The organism is Pseudotabrizicola sp., from assembly GCF_030684215.1.
Lineage (GTDB): Bacteria > Pseudomonadota > Alphaproteobacteria > Rhodobacterales > Rhodobacteraceae > Pseudotabrizicola.
The window spans coordinates 157,417-178,411 of the sequence record NZ_JAUXOV010000052.1 but is presented as its reverse complement, the minus strand read 5'-3'; the positions used below and the strand labels follow the sequence as shown (position 1 = coordinate 178,411).

The window sequence follows — 20,995 nt, the reverse complement described above, 5'->3', positions numbered from 1 at the left end:
CTGCAGAATTGTCGCTTTTTGGTTGAACCTTGGTCGCTCTGTGCGGCTATGGGGCAAACGAAAGAGCCTGACCATGAACCCTTCAATGGCGCGACAGTGCCACATCCTGCCCCCAACCAGCCCCGGCACTGCGCAGCGCGGGCTGCGCCTGATTGCCAGCCTGGCGGCGATTGTTGTGCTTTCAGCCTGTGCGCAACTGAACCCCAATGCGCCGCCACGGCTTGATGCGACCGGGGCCTCGGTTCAGGGCGTCTATCCCGTCACCGAGCGCAACATAGGACAAGTGCGAAGCCGCGCGGTCGACACCGTCAACCAGACGCGTCTTGCGGGGGGACTTGCGCCTGTGGCCCTCGACCCCGCGCTGATACAGTCCGCCGACGGCCATTCCCGGTCGATGTCACAACAGGGCCGGGCCTGGAGCTTTGGGGCAGATGGCAGCACCTCTATTGACCGGGCCCGACGCGCCGGGTTTGACGGCCGGGTTCTTGGTGAACTGATCTCTGAGACTTACGAAACCGAAGTCCAAGCAATTGAAACGTGGATGCAAACTCCGGCAACACGGGCGATCTTGCTTGATCCGCGCGCAAGACGGATCGGCCTTGGCGTCTTTCAAGAGCCCAGCAACAAGCTGTGGTGGACGCTGACCGTTGCAAACTGACCAGAAGGAAACCGCAATGCCTTTTCCCAGAACCCGCCGCTACGTTCTTAAACTGGGTGCCGCCACTATGGCCAGCCTGGCCTGCCCCGCGCTGGTGTATGCGCAAGACACGACTGTGATCGCCCCGGCTGACTCCACCGGCAGCCCATCGCGCCACAACACCGCGAGCTTCCGTGTGCATCACTGGGAAGACCATTTTCCAAATCTGCAAAAGGGCGCAATTCTTTGCGATCTGGAATCACGCGCGCTGCACTATTGGCCCGAGGATGATAGCCAGCATCTGATATTCCCCTCATCGGTGCCGCGCAGCGAGGAATTGACCCAGACCGGATTGACCGAAATCGTGCTGAAGCGCCGCAATCCGACATGGATTCCAACGCCCAACATGCGCGCGCTTGATCCGACCCTGCCAGAATCTATCGGCCCCGGTCCAGACAACCCGATGGGTTCGCGGGCGCTGAACCTTGGGTGGCAGTATTACCGTATTCACGGCATCGACGACATCGCAAAAATTGGACGCCCGGCGTCCAGCGGATGTGTTGGGCTGTTCAACGATCACGTCGAGCACCTGTTCGAACTTGTCGAGGTCGGAACGCAAGTGCGCTTTTTGTAAACGCGGCCTAAGAGATTGCCATAGCTGCCGGAATGGGCCACGATAACGCTGGTTCGCCGCCAAGTTCAAAGTGCTTGACTGGCCCGTTTCAGAGATCCGCCATGACCGCCCGTTCCGACATTCACGACCGTCTGGCCGCATCGCTGAAAGAGGCGCGCACGGCAAAGGGGCTTAGCCTTGATGCCGTGGCCAAGCTGTCGGGCGTCAGCCGGTCGATGGTCAGCCAGATCGAACGTGGCGAGTCCAGTCCGACCGTGGCCACACTGTGGAACCTGACCCAAGCACTTCAGGTTGATTTCGCAGGTTTGCTTGAACCGCGCGAGACCCCCCGGATCGAGGTGATCCGAGCCGAGGCCGCCCCGGTGATCGGCGGGCGCGGGCTTGGGGTCAGCATCCGCATCCTGTCACCCGCCGAAGCGGTCGGCATGCATGAGGTTTATGACCTGACCTTTGCCGAAGGCGGCAAGCTGATCAGTGATCCGCATGGGCCCGGCTGCCGCGAACATCTGACGATGCTGGAGGGCAGGATAAAGGTTACCTCGGGCGAGGAAAGCCAGCATCTGTCAGCCGGTGACACCGCACGCTACTTCGCCGACCGCCCCCACCGGCTCGAGGCAGAAAGCGGCCCGGCACGCGCCATTCTGATCGTGCAAAACAGCTAGGGCTCAAGCCACTGCCTTGCTTGGCATGGCGGTGAAAATCGCGGTCTCCGGGTCGCAGGCATAGTGCCGGGCAAGCGCCGGAGCGTCACCTGCCAAAGCGGTCACGCTGTTCAGAATGGTCTGCACTTTGTCATCGACCATCAGGGGCGACAGGTTCAGCCGCACGAACCCCGGCTTTTCCATTTCTTGACCTGACAGGATTGCCTGCCGCAGCTGATGCGAGGCCGCCGCATCAATGCCAAGCAGCTTGTGGACATACGGCCCGGCGCAGGCGCACCCGCCGCGCGCCTGAATGCCATAACGGTCCGACAGCAGCCGGGTGACAAGCTGGTGGTGCACAAAGCCGCCCTGCCCATCGCGCAGCCGGAAGGCAAAGATTGGCAAACGATTGCGGCCCGCTGGCCCTAAAAGAGTGATCCGCGGCACTGCGGACCAGACCTGTTGCGCCCGCTCCGCAAGCACCACATTGCGCTGCGCCATACCCGCCCCGGCCATTGTGTCCTTGACCAGAAACGCCAGCGCAGCACGCAGATCGCCGACAACATTCGGGGTGCCTGCCTCCTCTCGCGCTTCAAGACGGGGACTGTAATCATGGCTATCAGGTGAGACAAAGCTCACCGTGCCGCCGCCGGGCCAGCTTGGGCGGTCTGTCACCACCGCGTCGCGTCGCAGGATCATCACACCAGACGCCCCCGGCCCGCCGACAAACTTGTGCGGCGAGATCACCACCGCGTCAATTTCCGTACCCGGTTCGGGCGACATGGCAATCGGCAGGTAGGGGCCGCCGCCTGCGTAATCCCACACAATTCGCGCCCGCGCAGCGCGCACCTGCCGGGTCAGCGCCGCAACATCGGCAATTTCACCCGTGATGTTGGATGCTGCAGAAAAAGCGCAGATCACCCGTGCGCCCTTTGGCGCCGTGGCCAAAGCTTCGGCCAGTTCGGCGCGGTCCGGCCCGCCCGCAGGATCTTCGCCCAAAACGATCACCTCGGCCCCACTTTCGCGCCATGGCAGCAGGTTGGAGTGATGCTCATAGGGGCCAAGGATCACCCTCGCGCCCGACCCGGCGCCCAAGAGCGCAACCAGGCGGTTGATCCCCGCCGTCGCCCCCGACCCGCAGAACACCACCGCATGCTCGGGCCCTGCCCCGCAGGATCGCGCGATGATCGCCCGCGCGGCATGGCGCATCTGCGCCATCCTTGCACCGCAAAACGACGCCTCGGTGTGGCTGTTGGCGTAATAGGGCAGCACATGGTCCATCACGAACGCCTCAACCTGCCGCAGCGCGCGGCCCGAGGCGGTGTAATCGGCATAGATCAGCGGGTTGGAGCCAAAGGGTCCGTCTATCATCACGCCCTCACCGATCAGCCCGGACCGCAGGGCAGACGTCGGGTCTGGCCCTGCGATCTGATCCAGAAAGGGCGAAAAAAGACTTGCCTGATGGGTCACGGTGCATCTCCTGCTATTGGACGCAGAATAGAACGGTATACCGCAATCAAAGGCGGTTTATTTTGAGTGGAAATCATCCTTATTCGATCATATGATCGATATTATGATAAATTTTGATACAACTGATCTACGCATCCTGACCGCACTGCAGCGCGATTCAACGCTGTCGCAGCGTGAGATAGCAGAGCGTATCGGCCTGTCGCAGAACGCGTGCTGGCGGCGCATACAGGCGTTGCAGACGGCGGGCATTCTGGTTGGGTCGCAGGCGCGGGTTGATCTGGCGGCGCTTGGGCTTGATCTGACAGTGTTTGTGATGATCCGCAGTCGGCACCATTCACGCGACTGGGTGGACCGTTTTTCGCGTCATGTCCAAAGCCTGCCCGAGGTGATCGACTTCAATCGCATCGGCGGCGAATGGGACTATCTGGTGAAGATCGTGACACAGGGCATGGCGGGCTATGACCGCTTTTATCAGCGCCTGATCGACGGGTTTGAATTTGACAAGGTAACGGGCCTGTTCTCGATGGAGCGGATATTGGAAAACCGCCCCGCCGATCTGAACCGCCTTTTGTGACCTGTCAGTCCCAGTCTAGCACCACCTTGCCGCTGGAGCCTGCCCGCATCACCTCAAACCCGTCGCGGAATTGATCGATGGGAAAACGGTGGGTGATGACCCGACGTATATCCAGACCGTTTTCCAGCATGGCGATCATTTTATACCAGGTCTCGAAAATCTCGCGCCCGTAAACGCCTTTGAGGGTGATTGCCTTGAACACGATCCGGCTCCAGTCCACCGGGGACTTGCCGGGCGGGATGCCCAGCATCGCAATGCGTCCGCCCATCACAAGATTTTCGATCATCTGATCGAGTGCCGCCTGATTGCCCGACATCTCCATCCCGACATCGAAGCCCTGCTTCATCTTCAGCCGCGCCACAACCTCGCGCAGATCCTGATGCGCCACGTTGACCGGCACCACATCAGCGACCAACGCCGCCAGATCCAGCCGGTCCTGATTGACATCCGTGATCACCACATGCCGCGCGCCGACATGTCGCGCGACCGCCGCCGCCATGATGCCGATAGGGCCTGCACCCGTGATCAGCACATCCTCACCCACCAGATCAAAGGACAACGCGGTATGCACCGCATTGCCAAGCGGATCGAGGATGGCGCCGATCTCGTCATCAATCTCATCCGGCAGCGGCACAACGTTGAACGCGGGCAGGCACAGGTATTGCGCAAACGCACCTTGTTCATTCACCCCAATGCCGCGCGTGGCCGGATCAAGATGGAACTTTCCCGCACGAGATTGGCGCGACTGGTTGGAAATCAGATGCCCCTCACCCGAACAGCGCTGCCCGATGGCAAGACCGGTGACATTGCGGCCCAGCTCTGCAATCTCGCCCGCGAATTCGTGCCCGGTGACAAGTCCCAGCGGCACAGTGCGTGCGGCCCAGTCATCCCAGTTCCAGATATGGATATCGGTGCCGCAAATGCCGGTTTTGCGGATGCGGATCAGCACATCATCTGGGCCAATGTCCGGCACGGGGCGAGGGTCGAGCCAGAGGCCGACCTCGGGCTTGATCTTGGCAAGAGTCTTCATCTGGTTTTGCATGTCAGATCACCCCCACCGCTTTGCCCGCCGCACGAAACTGGTCCAGCGCGAAATCCAGATCACTGCGGGTCAGCCGCGCGTTCATCTGGGTGCGGATGCGGGCCTGCCCCTTTGGCACCACCGGAAAGAAAAAGCCCGAAACATAAACGCCCCGGTCGAACAGGTCGCGCGCCAAGGCCTGCGCCAGCGGGGCCTCGTGGGTCATCACCGGGATGATAGGATGCTCCCCCGGCAAAAGGGTAAAGCCCGCATCAGCCAGTCCGGCCCGCCAATAGGAGGCGTTGTCAAAGAGTTGGGCGCGCAGATCGTCAGCCGCTTCAACCAGATCAAGCGCGGCCAGACCGGCGGCAACGATAGCAGGCGGCAGCGCATTGGAAAACAGATAGGGCCGTGCCCGCTGACGCAGCAGATCAACCACGGGCAGCGGCCCGGCGATGTAGCCACCCAATGCCCCACCCAGCGCCTTGCCCAAGGTGCCGGTCAGAATATCCACCTTCACCCCGGCATGGGCGGGCGTACCGCGTCCCTGCGGCCCCATGAAACCGGTAGCGTGGCAATCATCCACCATTGTCAGCGCGCCATAGCGTTCAGCCAGCGCGGTGATCTGCGGCAGTTTGGCAAGGTAGCCATCCATTGAGAACACGCCATCGGTCGCGATCAGGATATGGCGCGCTCCGTCCGCCCGCGCAGTCTGCAACTGCGCCTCCAGATCGGCCATGTCGGAATTGGCATAGCGATACCGCCGCGCTTTGCACAACCGGATGCCGTCGATGATAGAGGCATGGTTCAGCCCATCCGAAATCACCGCATCCTCGGGCCCCAAAAGCGGCTCGAACAACCCGCCATTTGCATCAAAACAGGCGGCGAACAGGATGGAATCTTCCATCCCCAGAAAGGCGGCAATCCGTGCTTCAAGTTGGCGATGCAGGTCTTGGGTGCCACAAATGAACCGGACCGAGGCCATGCCATAACCCTGTTCATCCAAAGCTCGATGCGCCGCTGCGAGCAGGGCAGGATCATTGGCCAACCCAAGGTAATTGTTGGCACACAGATTTAGCAGCGACCGGCCGTCAACCGTCACATGCGCCGATTGCGGCGAGCTGATCTGCCGTTCCCGCTTGTAGAGACCTGCTGTCTCTATCTCGGTCAAGGTATGGGAAATGTGCTGGAGAAAAGCAGAACGCGGCATCATTCACTCCATCTGTTCTGGGTGATGTTGGGACATGAAATCCAGTGTGTCAATATTAAAGATACATATCCGTGATAACGGATATTCTATTCAGCTCCGATGCCCGAGTCTTCTTAGGGCTGCAACTCAGTGACCTAAGGGGCAGCCTGCCCCATCAGTCTTGCATACAGAATGACCTCGGGCCGATACTCAAAGTGCATGCCATCGAAGTGATGCCATTTCCCGCCCCAAATGAACCCGTGGCGTTCAAACACCTGCACCACATCCTGCGGAATACGGTTCAGATAGGGGCCTGCATTGCCCTCGGGTCGTTTAGACCAACGCCAATAGCCACCCAGATCGGCGTTCAGATCAAAGGCAATGCCATAGCTGTGCGTTGACATTCGGCTGGTGCCTGCAATCTGACGCCAGTTAAAGCTGCCCGCCACATTGCGGAACGCGGGGGCCCAGTCGATTGTCAGCGCCTGAACGCCAGCCAGCGCCGCGCGCATCTGGCAGGCGGCGCCGTGACGTTCCGAGATCAGAAAACTTGCACTGGCCTTGCCGCTAATCGCCACTTTTCTCAGGCTTGCACGCACCGCCTGCTCCGTGCCGCCATAAAGCGCAGCAAACAGCGGTTCCACCCGTGCGCGGCCGGGATCGTGCCACGCGTCCATGCGCGCGTTCAGGTCAAAACGAAGTGGATAAATATCGTGGAACTGTTCACGCAAAGTCGGATTCGCCAAGCGCGCCGCCGGATCGCGGCTCCGGTCTTCGCCCAAGGCGATCAGGCTGCCATCGGCCAACGTCACGCCTTGCGCATCAACCGTAAGCCCCGGATAGGCCACTCGCAACGCTGTGACCACCGGATCATCGCCCGACGGTAAAGGCAGGGTCAGGAAATCAACCGGCGTGCAATCCGCAGCCCAGACCGGCGTTGTTATCATGCTGGCCAAAAACAGTGCATGGCGCAGACGTCTTAGCACCCCTGCGCCTTTTCCCGCGCCTTGATCGCGTTGACTTCGGCCGTTTCGGCAGAGGATAGCTGCGGTGCCGACGTGTGACATTGCGAGTTGTCAAACCACTTCTTGCCCTCGGCCGAGGTGAAGCAGTAGCCACGTTCTGCAAAAATCGCATTGCGCGCATACCACAGATCGAAGCAGCTGTTGCCGGTGACAGGGGCGGGAACCGGTTGTGGCACAGGGGCAGGTTGTGATGCGGCGAAAGGCTGGCGGCCCAGGCCATCCACCAGATAGCCACCATAGACCCAACCGGCCACATTGCGCCAACTTACGTTGCACCATGCGTAAGGGTCGCCGGGCTTGCTGTCACAATCGCTGACCCAAATATCTGTCGCTTCTGCGGGCAGTTCCGACACCGCCGCATATTGCGCGCTGGGGCCAGAGAGAACAGGAATGCGCGTGCCTGCGGCAAAGCCTGTAGCGCTGTATTTGCCCTGTTGCGTCGAAAAGGGCGGGCTGCCCGCGCCGGTGCGCAGATATTTCTGCGCCGCATAGCCGCGCATACAGCCATAGACCACTTCGCACCAATTGTTCGCGCAGCCCACCTGATGCAGGCCAGTCGCATTGAAGGCCAACTCACCCACTGCACGAAAACCGGTGCCTCCACCCTGACGCAAAAACAAGGTGTCATCAGGTGGCACGCCCGTTACCGACATCGAGCCGTTCAGCGGCGTGCAGCTTCCGGTATACTCTGGCACAGGCGGTGGGCGCAGGGCGGCCAGCCTGTCATTGGCCCGCGATGCGTTGGCGCTGTTGGGATAGGCGGCAAGAAACGCGTCATACCCGTCGGCACTGTCGGCTGCCTGAGTGGCGGCCCAGGCTTGGCCTTCTTTCAAGTCTTCGATCAGGCGGCGCGCATCGGCGGCGCGGATGTGGTCAGGATAACGGCGCAGGAAATCTTCCAGAGCCGCCAGATCACGCCGGGCCGAAGCCTGAATATAAAGCAACAGCGGATCCTCAATGATCGGCGGTGCGGGTTGCGCTACAGGGGCCGGGCTGGGCGGCGGCGCAGAAGCCGCGACCAGATAAATATCCTGATCCGGCAATTGTGCGTATTCAATCGGCACCTGCCGCCCGCCCGATTTCTCACGCACCTTGGCACGGACCGCCCGGAACAGGCGGTTGATCTCCATCCCCGGCTGGTCGATGGTTTCCAAAAGCGCTTCGGTATAGGGGCTGTGCTTGGTGTCGCCATCATCGGCCGTGCTGCCCGCCTCGGCCGCGAAAGAGATCAGCAGCCCACGTTCACCATCCACCGGAACCGGGCTTAGCCCGCGCTTCACCGCCCGTGTGCCATCCTTGCGCTGCATCGAGTTGGCAAATGGATTGTCGCGGCAGGCGTCCAACAGCACCATGCCCAGCTTTTTCGCGCCACGTACCGAGTCCAACACCTGTTCCAACGGGATGGTTTCAAACTGCGCCGTAGCTTCCGACCGCATTCTGGCATCGATTGGAATCAGGTAGTTCTGGCCTGCCATCTCGATCCCGTGCCCGGCGTAAAAAACCATGGCAATATCGGCATTCAGCGCCTCTTCGGAGAACTCTCCCAACGCGATGCGGAACGATTGGCCATCCAGATCCTCGTGCAACATCACGGTGAACTGCATCGAGGTCAGCTTGTCCGCCAAAGCGCGGGCATCATTGCGCGGGTTGGCCAGCGTGGTTGCGTTGCTGTAGGCAGAATTCCCGATGACCAATGCCATGCGCTTTTCGGCCAGGGCCGGGCTTAGGCAAAACATGCTGAAGGCAAATGCCAAGCAAAGCTGTTTTATCCAAAAGATAAGGCGCAATACGGACTCTCCCCGATCATGTTGTCGGTTTGTGTTTATCCTGCCCGTCAGAGGGATGCCGCGCAAGGTTTCTGGCAGGCTGCAAAAGCAAAGCGATAGCCTAACCTTCGGTAAACAGGCCGATGCGGCCAAATTGACAGGCAGTATCAGCACTTGCCGCCTGCAACTCGGCCATTGGAGGCACTGACAGGCCATTCACGGCCCGTAACAGCGCGTGCAGGTTTAGCGGCGGGCGGCGGCACCAGATCACGACAAGCTGATCTTCGCCCGTGGGAGGGGACACCGAAAAGCGCAGGCTCAGGCCACTGTCAGCGGGCGCATCTTCGCGAAAGCCCGGCGGATACAGACCGTATTGCACGGTTCCATCCGATGCGACATTGAACAGCGTCAGAAAGCTCAGATCCGGCGCGGGCGGCGGAAAGTCAAAACCAACCGTTGCCCCAAGTGGCTGTCGCGCCGCCGACTGGTGCGGGCGCAAGGTCACGGGCGGCAAAGTTGGCTGTTTTGCGTCGTTCAGGTCCAGCAAAAATCGGGCACGCTCAATCTGCGGACGGGCATCGCCGGTTATTACCGTCACCTGATCGCCTTGCCCGTTATAGACGGCCCAGCCTCCCGCCACATGTTCAAACATCACGGCATGCCCAACATCGACCAGACGGCAGCCGGGGCACGCCCCACCCTCCAGTCCCGGAGGCGGCGCGCCCACCACCCGGACCGGCAGGCCCGGCGGCACTGGCGCGGGCGGTGGCGGCACTTCGCCCTGCAGGCTCAGCATTACCGATGGGTCGCCACGCGGCAAAAACCGGGGCTGTTGGTTCTGATCCATGTGCGTGAAAACCCGGTCGCCGACATAGGCCGCCATTTCAAGCCGAGTGATCACACCGTCGCCGTTCATATCAGCCTCGCCCTCAATCGCCTTGGCAAAAAACCATGACAGCGCGCCATGGGGCACGCCGTCAAAGGCGGTTTCCTGCACCAGACGGTCATCAGTCGCGGTGGCAAGGATTTGCGTCACATGTGGCAAATCCGGCGCTCCGTTCTCGCCCTGCCCACCGGACAACTCGTTTGGCAGGGGTTCAATCGGAATGTCCCAGATGCCACCAGACCGTGTAAGCCCGCCTGCACGCGCATTGACGTTGCGCTCCAGCCCGCCGGAATGACAGCTGTCCATCACCCAGACCACCTGAAGATGAGGGACAGATTGCAGCATCGTATAAAGCTGGTCATCGGTCAGGCGGCCAATGCGCGGGTTCACCGGATCGAAATCGGCGAACATCAGCGTCTCGTCCAGACCGTCCTTTTCATCAAACGGTTCCGACACTTCGCGTTCCTGCCCGCCGTGACCGGCAAAGGTGACAAACAACCGGTCCCCAGGTGCTGCCTGCGCCGTCACATCGCGCCAGGCTGTTTCAAACGCGGACACCGTTGCAGCACGGTCCAACAACAAGCGACTATCGGGCAGGTCTACCCCCACCTTACGCAATGCAGCGGCAATAACCTTTGCATCATTGCTGGCCCCTTGCAGGTCGAAATGGCCACCACCGGGCCGATCCGGGTCGAAAGGTTCAAAATGAATGTAATCGTCAATCCCGACAACGATGGCCCAATCGCGCGCGGCGGCTGGTCCTGCCGCACCAAGAGCGACCAGCACAAATCCGGCCAAGACCACCGTTAAGATGCGCTTAATGACCAAAAGCGATCTCCACCCGGCGGGCAATCGTGCGCAGTTCATCCAGATTGTAGATCGCGGCGTCCGAGTAAAGCGGCGGCTCGCTCTCACCTTTGCCGATGATATCAATCTTTGCGTAGACTCCGTCGCTTAACAAAAAGTCACGCAGACTGGTCGCACGCCGCACCGACAGGTCAAGGTTGTAATTGGCGTCCCCCACATCATCCGTATGGCCGGTGATGATCAGACGCGGCACTTGCTGGGCCCTGATAAACTCGGCCAGTCGCAGCGCCTCTTTCACGCCCGATGCGTCCAACCGATCGCTGTCAAAGCCAAATCGGATGGGCAGGAAGACGCTGTCCACCTTTTTCGCGGCCTCGGTCAGCACGTTCCATTCATCAGGGGGCGGGGTATAGGCCGGGGCCGCCGCATACTCCTGCGCGGGGGGGGCCACATAATCCGCCGTCGGTGCTGGCGGGGCGACATATTCGACGGCCGGGGCTGGCGCAACATAATCGGCGGTCGGTGCCGCTTCGGGCTTTGCCGCGACCAATTCCACCGCCAATCCGCGCTGCATCACCGTCATCACACCAGAGGCACCACCACCGCGGGTGATCGTGCTTTCCATGCTGCCCGCAAGCATCATGTTTTCCTGCGCCAAAGCCGCCAATCGTTCTGCGACCGGAACAAGCTGTTCGCTTTGTGTGGTCTGGCCGGGGTCGCCCAAGGTATCCAGCGCCGCGTTATACATCTTGGCGGCTTCGCCACGGTTGCCCCGCTTTGCCGAGATATCGCCGCGCACGGCCTGCACAGCCCAATGCACACCGGGCGCCTGAAGCACGATGTCTTCCGCTGCATCCGTGTTGCCAGTTGCAAGAGCAGCTTGCGCGGCGCGCGCCACAAGGGCCGAGGTTTGCGACCGCGCCGCCCTGAACCGTGACTCGTCGCAACCAGCAGGCTGCACTGCGCTCCACGCCGCCACAATCTGCGCAACATCGCTGCCGGACGCCGCCACTTGCAGCGCTGTCAGCGCATCGTCACAGGGTGCGGCCTGCACGGCGAATGGGAGTGCAAGGGCGCAGAACGCCCCTGCCAATGTCTTCCGCCATGCGGCGCGACGGGTTTGATACAGTGTCATGATCACCATCCTTCGCTCAGGGCTGCACGTTGAAAGTGACGACGTTGGTCGCACTTTGGCCGTTGTCTCTGGCCACCGTATCGGTGCGTTCAATCACAAGACCGCGCGACAAGGGCTGGAACCGGTCCTTGGCGTAATCGACAGCGCCCTGCCCGGTGATCCGCTTGTCGCCAAGCCCACCTTCCCGGCAAAAGGCGACCATGGTTTCCCCCTTGCCCGGTGTGTCAAAGCGCAACTGCATGCCTGACCCCGGATAGGGAATGCGCCGAGTCTCGCCTGCCTCAAGGAAGGCGGGGCCCAGCACTTCGGGCGGCAGTTCTTCGACCGTTTTGGTTTCCTCAACATATAGGATCTGCAATTCGCAGCGCCGGTTCGCACGAACATCAAATTCCAGCAGGTCGTTCACCTTAACCTCGACGTAAGGCACCGACAGCTGGAGGATCAGCGGATCGGTCGGGGCCGCGACTGGCACATAGGGTTGCAGCGTGCTTTCCGCCTGCGGCTGATAGGGCGCCTGTTCCTTTTGCGCCGCCACCTCATAGGCTGTGCTGGCGACAGCAACATAATCAGCCACCGGCTGGGGCGTATAGGAAACACCGCCACCATAGTCATAGGGGCGCAGGTCGGTCAGGCGCGGCAACAGATCGGCATACACCGCCTCCAGTTCGGCCCGGCGCACATGCAACCCGTCATCCACACGCTGCACCCATTGCTGCACCACCTGCATGATATTGGGGTCGCCCACCTCACGGATGCGAGCGCGGAACTCGTCCTCGGTAAGGAAAAACGCGCGCGCCACCTGGGCCAGATCAAGGTTGTTGAACTGGATGTCAGACAGATAGGTGACGATCTCACCGCCACCCGCCTTTTCTGGTGCGCGCATCGAAACATTGACCCCGGCGGCCGATTTCTCGGTAATGCCAAGTTCTTCCAGCGCTGCAAGAAACGCTTTGGTATCTTGTTGATACCATTGGTCCAGTTCCTCATTGGGAACATACATCTCCAGCAGGATTTCACGCTGATCGCGGGTGTAGCTGTTGCTCGACTCGATGAATTTGCGCACCTGATCTGCTTTGCGGATCATCCCGTTTTCATGGCAGTCAAAACAGGACCGGGCGTTTTCAATCTCGACCCCTTTCCCAATTGGCTTATTGCGGAAAGACACGATTGACGTGGGCCCAACCAACAGTCGCTCTCCCAGATTAGTGGACAGGTAATAACCCTGCAACCCATTGGCAAGACTGAATATCATCTCACCGCCGTCATGTTCGAATGCCGCAGTTCCCGATGCGGTATAGGACAGCTCTCGCGGGCCGTCGGGATGCTGAAGCAACGACTGTTCGCCCGAACTGCCCGCGAAATCGTAAGATTTCCAGTAGTAGCCACCGCGCGGCAGGTCGTGACGTTCCAGCATGCGGTTGTGATCAGACACACCCGACGCGCCTTCCAGCATCCCGGCGCGGATCACTTCGCCCGACTGGATGTTGCGGTCTACGTCCACGCCCATCCGCTGTTCAAGAATACGGATATCTTCGGGCAGACGCAGGAACATATCGTAATACGGAGCCTCTGATGCAACATGGGTAAACCAGCTTGCCCCCAAAAGCGGAACCGGCGCCCCTGTGCTGTCGGCTAGAACCCGCAGCAGACTGTCTGATGTCGGGTCCATCGCATAGGGGTAAACCCGCGCCAGATCGGCCCAGCTTTCGGGCGAAAACCCTGCCTCAACCGCACCTTGGGTATAAAGGCCGGTTGAAATCGCGGCCCAGTCGTCTTCGGACCAGCCATAGTCGCGGATATCAATACGCACCAAGGCGCCGTCGGTGCCGTCGACTGGTGTTACCTTGGCCAGACGTGCGGCGCGGCTGATCGAGTTGATGAATTTGTTCAATCCCGCATGCAGGAACGCCATCGGGTTGCGCTTCATGCCTTCGGCAGTGCAGTCCAGTTCCGGCAGTTCGGTATCGGCAAAACTGAAGTAGCGGGCAAAGCGTCGGTCGCGGTCGTTCAGCCGCTGCAAATCAGCCACGCCCGCCATCATGATCTGGGTGAAATCCCCGCCAACAAAACGCGGCACGGTCACGTCAGGGTTAGGCCGTGCCGGATTTACGGCGACCGGCTCTGCAGAGGCCACCGGAGTCACTGCTGCGGGTGGGGCTGCTTTCACCTCCCCCAAGGCGACGATCCATGCCTTGATCGCATCGAGTTCTGCCGGGGTCAGTTTGGTGCCAAGCGGCATCCGGTTCAATGCAATGGACGCATAGACCGGGGATTTGTCAGGATCGCCCGGCGTCACCGTCGCCTTGTCCATCGCCATATCGGCGATGTCATGCATCGGGAAGGTGCGGTCATTGCGCTGGCCGGGACCGTGACAGGTGCGGCAATGCTGGTCCATTACCCGATCTGCAGCCGTTTCAATCTCAATCGGCACGCCTGCGACAGCAGCAACCCGGGCAGGTGCCGCGACGGCTTGCAGGACGGGCGAATCCACAGGCATTGCGCACGCCGCCTGCACAATCTGCATCAGCCCCTGAGACCCGGTTTCGCGGGCCAGTTCCATCATGTCCATTGGCGCAGGCCCAGCAGTGGCATCGGTCACCGTGGCACTGCCAGCCTCTGCAACTTCGGCCACTTGCACCAACTCTGGCGCGGCTTGCGGCAGGGTAGAGACATCGAGCGGCTTGCCGGTCAGAAAGGCGTAGATAGCCGCGCGGTCATCAAGGCTGAGTTTGGCTGTCTGTTCTGCAACCCGTCGCATCGACCCCGCGCCAAGTGGCCGTCCGTTCAGCTTTTTGCCTTCGGCCAGCACACCGTTGACAAAGGCCACCGCCCCGGCCTTTTCCAGCCGTGGCCCCGAAATATCGGGGGAGTAATCACCGAAATAGCCGAGGAACCCGCTGTAAGCCTTGGTCGTATCAATCGAAAACCCATCGCGTGGGCTGTGGCATTCGCCGCAATGGCCCAGCGCCTCGACCAGGTATTCGCCGCGCGCCAGTTGCGGATCGGTGGGGTTGGACAGGGCCGCACGTTCGCTGTTCATCAGTTGCAGCGCCTTGTCCGACAGCAGGTTCACCGCATGTGATTTGGACGGCAGATCGCTTGATTGCATGGTCTTGAGATAGGCGCGGATATCCAGCGCATCTTCGGGTTTCATCCGGGCATAGGCGGCATAGGGGAAGAACACACCGTAATATTGCCGCCCGTTTGGCGCGACCCCGCGAAGCAAGGCGTTAAGGAATTGCGCATCAGACCAATTGCCGATCCCGGCGGTCTGATCATGGGTGATGTTGGGGGCGTAAACCGTGCCAAGTCGGTTTTCAAACCCACGGCCACCGGCAAGGGTCATCATATCCCCCTCAATCGAGTGACAGGTGGCGCAACCGGCTGCGCTGTACAGTACTTTGCCACGGTCAGCGTCGGGGATGTGACTGGAAAAATCACCCTCCTTGAATTCGGGCAATCCGGCCAGCGCAACACCGGTCGTCATCAGCATCAATGCCACTGTGGCAAGGAAAGTCGTTTTGGTCTTCATCCGGGCCATGATCGCCTCCATGAGAAGTTCAACGAAACTCGAAACGCTCGAAATGCACAGACCGGGGGGCTTTCCCGGCGGTCTTCAAATCCTTGATCAACCCGTCGCGCATGGGCGCCGGGCCACAGAACCACAAGCTTGCCTGACCAATTTCAAAAGGCAGATAGCTGACCAGTTTGGCGGCATCAAATCGGCCATCAGTATCCGACATGTGCAGCTTCAGCTTGAAACCCGGCACCCGATCCGCCGCCGCGCGCAGACGGTCCAGCGCCACGCCCTCGGCCTCGTTGCGCACACAGTAGACCAGCACGATCTGTTCAGCATCGTCAGGTTTCAGATGGTCGGCCCAAGCCAGAAACGGGGTGATGCCAATGCCCGCTGCCACCCAAACCTGCTTTGCGCCGCCACGATGGTGATGGAACCGGCCATACCCACCCTCGACCCGCGCGGTGTCACCCACCGCAATCACGTCGCGCAGGTGGCGGGTGTAATCCCCCAGACCCCGGATCGAAAACTGGATTCCCCCATTCGGGCGCACTTGCGATACCGTAAAGGGATGCGGCTCGCGCAGGCCCGGCGAAGAAAAATGCACAAAGGCAAAGCTGCCCGGCCGCACCGTTACGCCCTTGCCCACTGGCTCCAGATCAACAATCGTCGCAGCCGCGTGTTTGTCGACAGTGGCAACACGGTAGCTGTGACGGCGATACAAGAAGCCGAACTGGGACCATAAAAATGCGGCAATCCCTGCCAGCGCGGCCATATTCAACCAGACAGACAAGAGCGCGTTGCCGTCAAAGGGCGCTTTCACGAATGCCTGATGAAACGCCAAAGCAACAAACACCAGCCCAAGCAAACGATGCGACCAGCGCCACCAAGCATAGGGAATTTCCCATGTAATCTTGGGCATCCTTGGCACGCGCTTGAAAAAGCTGATCAGGATCAGCACAGCCAGCACGATAAAGGCCACCTCTGCCACATCGACGGCCAAACGGCTCAGCGCTTCGCTCACTTCCAGCCCGTCAGTCGATATCTTGATCTGCTGATGCAGAAAAGCGGCAGTTAAAATGGCTATGCCAGTCCATTTGTGGACCCAGTAAATCTGATCCAGCCCCCCAAAAACGGCATCAAGCCCCGGCAGACGCGCCCCTAAAATCAGGTTCAGTGACATGAGTGAAAACGCCGTTGCGCCCAAGGCAATCACAGGCCACGTTGTCCCCGGAAGGTGACCTGCCGCCGCATAGGCCAACATCACGGGCACCAGAACGCCCAAGACAAACAGGGTTACCTTTCCAGCCAAAGTGCAAGTCCAATCTGATCGTCAAAATTACGTCAAAAGCCATAGTGACCTACTATGCTCAATAGTTTCTGGGAAAAAAACGATTCTTGAAAGTAGCGAATTCAATACCCACAGTTTGGTCTGATTGTTCAGCCCGGTATTGAGGTCTGTGCGGCAGTTTTGTGTGCAATGCGCGCCACCATTGTCGTGGCAAAGCCTCCGATGAAATCATTGGCCAAAGGAAACTGGTCGTCGGCCGATACACTGACTGGCAGCGGCGTATCAGGCAACAACGACTGCGCCAGCGGCACCCAAGCCAGATAGTGTCGGCTGCGGTGATATCCTTTCAAGAAACCGAGGTCAGGCGCAGTCGGATTGTGGCCATGACCGGGCTGTGGATACAAGTTCTGTCGGGCCAGACGCAGCACTTCTGGCGGCAGGCTCAGGGCATGGCCAAAGCCCGCAATTGCGCGCTTCAGCACATTGGGGCTTACCACGTCATGATCTGATAGGGCTGCAATCGTCGTCAGCAGCATGACCGCCATATTCGCATACCAAAGCGCCGAGGCCCCCCGGCACAATTCACTGGGAAACAGACCATCATCAGTCATCTCAGCGAGAAAACGCGCTGTCAGTTCGGTGGCACCAGCGCGCCCGCTGGCCACTTCGGGAAATGAGAGCAACACTGCGGCCTGCATAAGTAAATGATTGTTTCGTAACGAAAGCTTCAGTGGGTCATCTGATGGCCTGTCTGGCATCTGATCAAGCCCAGCCGCCAGCAGCTGCGCGACAAGCCCGACCCGCGCCGGATCGGCCGCGGCGACAGCAATGCCCAGCACAAGCAGCGCACGCATGGCCTCAAACCGGCGCGGCACGGTCAGATCTCCCGCTGCCAGATGCTGCGACAACAAATCCGCAGCCAGTGTGCAGACCGCTGCATCGCCCTGCCCTGCGCCAAAGGTCATGACGCCAAACAAGGCACGGTGCAGCTTTTCTTCAAGCAGTGCCATGGCAGCCCTTACCCAAAATCGCCATTGATCCAGTTTTGCACGCGCCGTTCCACCTCGGCCAATGTGGCAGCGTCAAGCCCGGCAGAAATTTCGGCAGCTTTTTCCTGACTGTAGCCATGGCCTTGCCGCGCCGCCAATTGAAACCAGAACAACGCCTCGGTCATGTCGACCTCGCGGCCCTGACCCTTCAGATAGATGTCACCCAACGAGGTATAGGCCGAGGTACGCCGCAACTGGGCTGCGCGGCGATACAGACCAAATGCCTGATCGAAATCCTGTTGAACACCTTCGCCTTTGCGGTAAGCGCTGGCCAGATTGACCATGGCCGAGCTGTCACCCAACTCTGCCCCACGCGCAAAAAGGGCTGCGGCCTTTTCAGCATCGGCCTTTTCGCCTTCGCCTGACTTTGCCATCAGACCAAGCTTGTCAAAGGCAGAAGGGTAATCCTGCTGAGCAGCCTTTTCAAACCATTCATGCGCACGCGAAAAATCCTGCGGCACACCACCTTCACCCTCACGGTAAAGAATCCCGACGTTATAGGCGTCTTCGGGATGGCCGCGTTCTGCTGCGTAGGTAAACAATTCCAAAGCCTTGACCAGATCACGCTTTACGATCTCGCCACGGCGGTAATGATTGCCCAGATTGTGATAGGCCCCCAGATAGCCCAGCTTTACCGCCGCTTCATCCAATGCCAGCGCCTCTTGCAACTCGCCATTCTTGGTCAGGGCGCGGGCAAGCAGTGACATCAGCCTTGGGTTATGCGGATCGGCAACAAGATCGGCGCGACAGGCTGCAATGGCGGGGCCGGGGCGCAACAGCGCATAATCCACGCCCACATGAACCCGCTCTGGATCAGACGGATGGCCGGCCATCAGATCGCATTGCGTCACACGCTTTTGCGGATCAACGGCAGCGGCCACAGCAGCGGGGGCCGCCAGATAGATCTCTTGTGTCAGAGACGAGTTTTCCCACGGCACCTGCTGATAATCCGTAACCCCGATCACCTGTGTCCGTGCCAGTTTGAACACGCTTTCGATCGGCAGTCCGGGCCGCAGCATCGCATCGGCCAATGCAATGCTATAGGGGCTGTTCCGCCCCGTCCCATCCTGCGCCACCTTTCCGGGTGCGGTAGAAAACGCGATCATAGACCCACGAAAGCCGCTTAACACCGGCGCCAAACCACGGGTCTGGCTGCCAACCACGCTGCGCACGGCATCATCCTCGAACGGGTTGTTGCGGCAGGCGTCCAGAATGAAGATGTTTGCCGCAGCATTCCGTTCGCGAAAGATCCCCAGCAGATTGTCCAGAGACATCGACAAAAACGGCAGATCCGCTTGTGAGGCAGGATCGGCATCCACTGGCAGCAGGAAGTTTTGCCCTGACACCTGAACCCCGTGGCCAGCATAATAGACCACAGAAATGGCGCCATCGGGCAGGCTGTTGGCGTATTGAACCACGGCCCGGTTGAAATCAACATAGCCCGCATCGGTAACTTTCGTGACGGTAAAGCCGATTTTTCCCAGCGTTTCAGCCATCAAATCCGCATCTGCCGCCGGGTTCTTCAGCGGGCTGGCAATCTTGTAGCCGGAATTGCCGATAACCAACGCATGACGCGGCGCGTCCTGTGCGATGGCGACGGGATCGGCCATGGCCACTGCCTCTTGCGCGTGCAGAGGCACTCCCGGGCCGATGGAAAAAACCGCGAGCACTGCGGCGAACGCGTATTGTGGCAACAGGGTGCGCGGATTTGTCATGGCGCTGCATTCCTTTGCGTGGCGGTCTTGGTGATCAGAATATCGGCGACGCAGGCGCAACTGTGCCGGTCGCAGGTGAGTGGCAAAACCGGCAGATCAATGGTGCCCTGTCCTAACTGGCCCAGACACCCCCCGCTGCCGCACACCGCGCGGAACACACGGCCATCTGCCTTGATGCGCAACGATTCCAGCCCAGCATGGCATCGCATGCCCTGCCAGCGATTTTCGCCCGCCAGCAGCAGATCATTCGCGCGCCATGTGTCGGTGGTGCCATCCGCAAGATGGCGCGCCATCAGACCCCGCTGAAAAAGCAGCGCCTCGCTTTCGACCGACTGACCTGACCTCAGGCGCGCCTGCCGCTTCGACAGATGGCCCTTTTGGGCTTCGGTATAGGGATACAACTCTTGCCCAAAGCCAAGGCGCAGCGGCTTTAATGTCAGACTGGCACCCGGCCCAGCTGCGCGGATATCATCGACGCGCTCCAGAATGGCGTCAAAGCGGTCGGGGTGGACTGTCACATTGACATGCACCGGCACACCGGCCCCTGTCAGAATACCAAGCGTTTCCAGAAACTGTGAATGATCAACCTGCAGATCGTGATAGGTCAGGATCGCACTTGCCAGAACTGGGGTGGCCCGATGCCAGAACCGCGCTGTGCGCGATCCGTTTGAAATTACCGCCACCTTGATGCCTCGCGCATGGGCGGCACTGCAAAGATCAAAAAAACCCGGATATTGCGTTGGCTCCCCCCCGGTCAGTTGCAACCAGAGCGACCGGCCAAGGCCCGCGACATAGTGATCGTGCAACGTATCCAGAAAGCCCGTTGCTACATCCACAGGCATCCAAGGCAAAGAGCCATCGTGCAACTCTGTCGGACAGTAGTCGCATGCAAAATTGCAGTGGTTTCCCAGCATCCAGTCAATCAACACGACCCGCGCGTGGCGCGGGTCCGCATGGTTTAAGGCGATCATCCGTGCGGGCTTGGCCGCAACCGATGCCGCCGGGCTGTCAATACCCGCCGACCACGACACGTCTTGGCACCGGCGTTCTCACCACTTTTTTCGGTGGCACTGGGGCTTGCACGGCAACAGGTTTCGGTTTCACGACAACCTTCGGCTCCTGCCCTTCAAGCTGACAGCCCGCCGTAACAAAAGCGGTCGATACAAGCGTCATAAGCGCAACAATACGGTTCGTGAAGCCAGCCATCGGACACCCCGCGAAATTTACGTCTACAATGTGAAAAAGAGTATGGGCGGCGGCCCCACCTGTCAAAATGGATTCGACCCATCCCCCGATATTTGGGCAATTAGCGCCAAAATGTAGGCGTCGAGCGGCAAACCGTAATGTAAAACCACATCAGGCTGCCACTTTTGCAAAATTTGGTTCTGTCTTGATTCGAGATAGCGGCGAATTTCTCCCGCCTCATGGCCAGCCAACTCTCGCAGTCCGGGCAGCAGTTCGACCACAGCGCCGCCACGGGTCGCCTCGACCAGATCCGGCGCGCTAAGGACAAAAACCAGCCGGTCAAACTGCGTCAGCCGCTGTTGTGCCGCACGGACCATTTGTGCGGCACGCCCAGTTTCCACCCCTAAGAGCGTGACCAGCGCCAACGTGTTCTGGTCCGCTTCGGGTCGCAGG

The 20,995-nt window shown here is 60.1% G+C and carries 17 protein-coding genes; 4 read left to right on the top strand and 13 right to left on the bottom strand.

What is annotated here, in order from left to right; genetic code table 11:
* The first annotated feature begins 73 nt into the window (after positions 1-73).
* The 3 genes from Q8K08_RS10440 to Q8K08_RS10430 all read left to right on the top strand — a co-directional run bounded on the left by Q8K08_RS10440 (position 74) and on the right by Q8K08_RS10430 (position 1,933).
* A complete protein-coding gene (locus Q8K08_RS10440; RefSeq protein WP_304804090.1) occupies positions 74-658 on the top strand; it encodes a CAP domain-containing protein in 585 nt (194 codons plus the stop codon).
* A 16-nt stretch (positions 659-674) separates the two neighbouring features.
* Entirely contained in the window at positions 675-1,271 is a 597-nt protein-coding gene (locus Q8K08_RS10435; RefSeq protein WP_304804092.1) for a L,D-transpeptidase, read from the top strand.
* A gap of 101 nt (positions 1,272-1,372) precedes the next feature.
* Positions 1,373-1,933 carry a helix-turn-helix domain-containing protein gene (locus tag Q8K08_RS10430; protein WP_304804094.1) on the top strand — a complete coding sequence of 187 codons (561 nt, stop codon included), beginning with the start codon at positions 1,373-1,375 and terminating at the stop codon, positions 1,931-1,933.
* 3 nt (positions 1,934-1,936) lie between these two features.
* On the opposite strand, the gene Q8K08_RS10425 is transcribed toward Q8K08_RS10430, so the two are convergent.
* Positions 1,937-3,382: an aminotransferase class V-fold PLP-dependent enzyme gene (locus tag Q8K08_RS10425; RefSeq protein ID WP_370870541.1), complete on the bottom strand. Its 1,446-nt coding sequence runs from the start codon at positions 3,380-3,382 to the stop codon at positions 1,937-1,939.
* 103 nt (positions 3,383-3,485) lie between these two features.
* Here Q8K08_RS10425 and Q8K08_RS10420 point away from each other — a divergent pair, with 103 nt between their 5' ends.
* Entirely contained in the window at positions 3,486-3,956 is a 471-nt protein-coding gene (locus tag Q8K08_RS10420) for an Lrp/AsnC family transcriptional regulator (protein WP_304804096.1), read from the top strand.
* A 4-nt stretch (positions 3,957-3,960) separates the two neighbouring features.
* Here Q8K08_RS10420 and tdh read toward each other — a convergent pair whose 3' ends face one another.
* From tdh to Q8K08_RS10360, 12 genes are all read right to left on the bottom strand, one after another.
* Positions 3,961-4,986 carry an L-threonine 3-dehydrogenase gene (tdh, locus tag Q8K08_RS10415; protein ID WP_305250021.1) on the bottom strand — a complete coding sequence of 342 codons (1,026 nt, stop codon included), beginning with the start codon at positions 4,984-4,986 and terminating at the stop codon, positions 3,961-3,963.
* Positions 4,987-4,999: 13 nt separating this feature from the next.
* Complete coding sequence (locus tag Q8K08_RS10410) at positions 5,000-6,190, bottom strand: glycine C-acetyltransferase (RefSeq protein ID WP_305250020.1); 1,191 nt, start codon at positions 6,188-6,190, stop codon at positions 5,000-5,002.
* Between the two features lie 131 nt (positions 6,191-6,321).
* Positions 6,322-7,113, bottom strand: a complete 792-nt coding sequence (locus tag Q8K08_RS10405) for a M15 family metallopeptidase (protein ID WP_305250019.1) — start codon at positions 7,111-7,113, stop codon at positions 6,322-6,324.
* 32 nt (positions 7,114-7,145) lie between these two features.
* Positions 7,146-8,927, bottom strand: a complete 1,782-nt coding sequence (locus tag Q8K08_RS10400) for a caspase family protein (protein WP_305250018.1) — start codon at positions 8,925-8,927, stop codon at positions 7,146-7,148.
* A 151-nt stretch (positions 8,928-9,078) separates the two neighbouring features.
* On the bottom strand, positions 9,079-10,641 hold the full coding sequence (locus Q8K08_RS10395; protein WP_305250017.1) for a caspase family protein: 1,563 nt from the start codon (positions 10,639-10,641) through the stop codon (positions 9,079-9,081).
* 19 nt (positions 10,642-10,660) lie between these two features.
* Positions 10,661-11,785, bottom strand: coding sequence for an OmpA family protein (locus Q8K08_RS10390; RefSeq protein WP_305250016.1), 1,125 nt, complete (start codon positions 11,783-11,785; stop codon positions 10,661-10,663).
* 16 nt (positions 11,786-11,801) lie between these two features.
* A complete protein-coding gene (locus tag Q8K08_RS10385; protein WP_305250015.1) occupies positions 11,802-15,326 on the bottom strand; it encodes a c-type cytochrome in 3,525 nt (1,174 codons plus the stop codon).
* Positions 15,327-15,345: 19 nt separating this feature from the next.
* Positions 15,346-16,614: a ferric reductase-like transmembrane domain-containing protein gene (locus Q8K08_RS10380; protein WP_304797393.1), complete on the bottom strand. Its 1,269-nt coding sequence runs from the start codon at positions 16,612-16,614 to the stop codon at positions 15,346-15,348.
* 128 nt (positions 16,615-16,742) lie between these two features.
* Positions 16,743-17,603, bottom strand: coding sequence for an alginate lyase family protein (locus Q8K08_RS10375; protein WP_305250014.1), 861 nt, complete (start codon positions 17,601-17,603; stop codon positions 16,743-16,745).
* An 8-nt stretch (positions 17,604-17,611) separates the two neighbouring features.
* The gene (locus tag Q8K08_RS10370; RefSeq protein WP_305250013.1) at positions 17,612-19,357 is read right to left on the bottom strand and encodes a caspase family protein; all 1,746 of its coding nucleotides are present in this window, start codon (positions 19,355-19,357) and stop codon (positions 17,612-17,614) included.
* On the bottom strand, positions 19,354-20,388 hold the full coding sequence (locus Q8K08_RS10365) for a radical SAM protein (protein WP_305250012.1): 1,035 nt from the start codon (positions 20,386-20,388) through the stop codon (positions 19,354-19,356). Before Q8K08_RS10365 ends, Q8K08_RS10370 begins: the two co-directional genes overlap by 4 nt.
* Positions 20,389-20,625: 237 nt before the next feature.
* A complete protein-coding gene (locus Q8K08_RS10360) occupies positions 20,626-20,967 on the bottom strand; it encodes a hypothetical protein (protein ID WP_304797387.1) in 342 nt (113 codons plus the stop codon).
* Positions 20,968-20,995 lie beyond the last annotated feature (28 nt).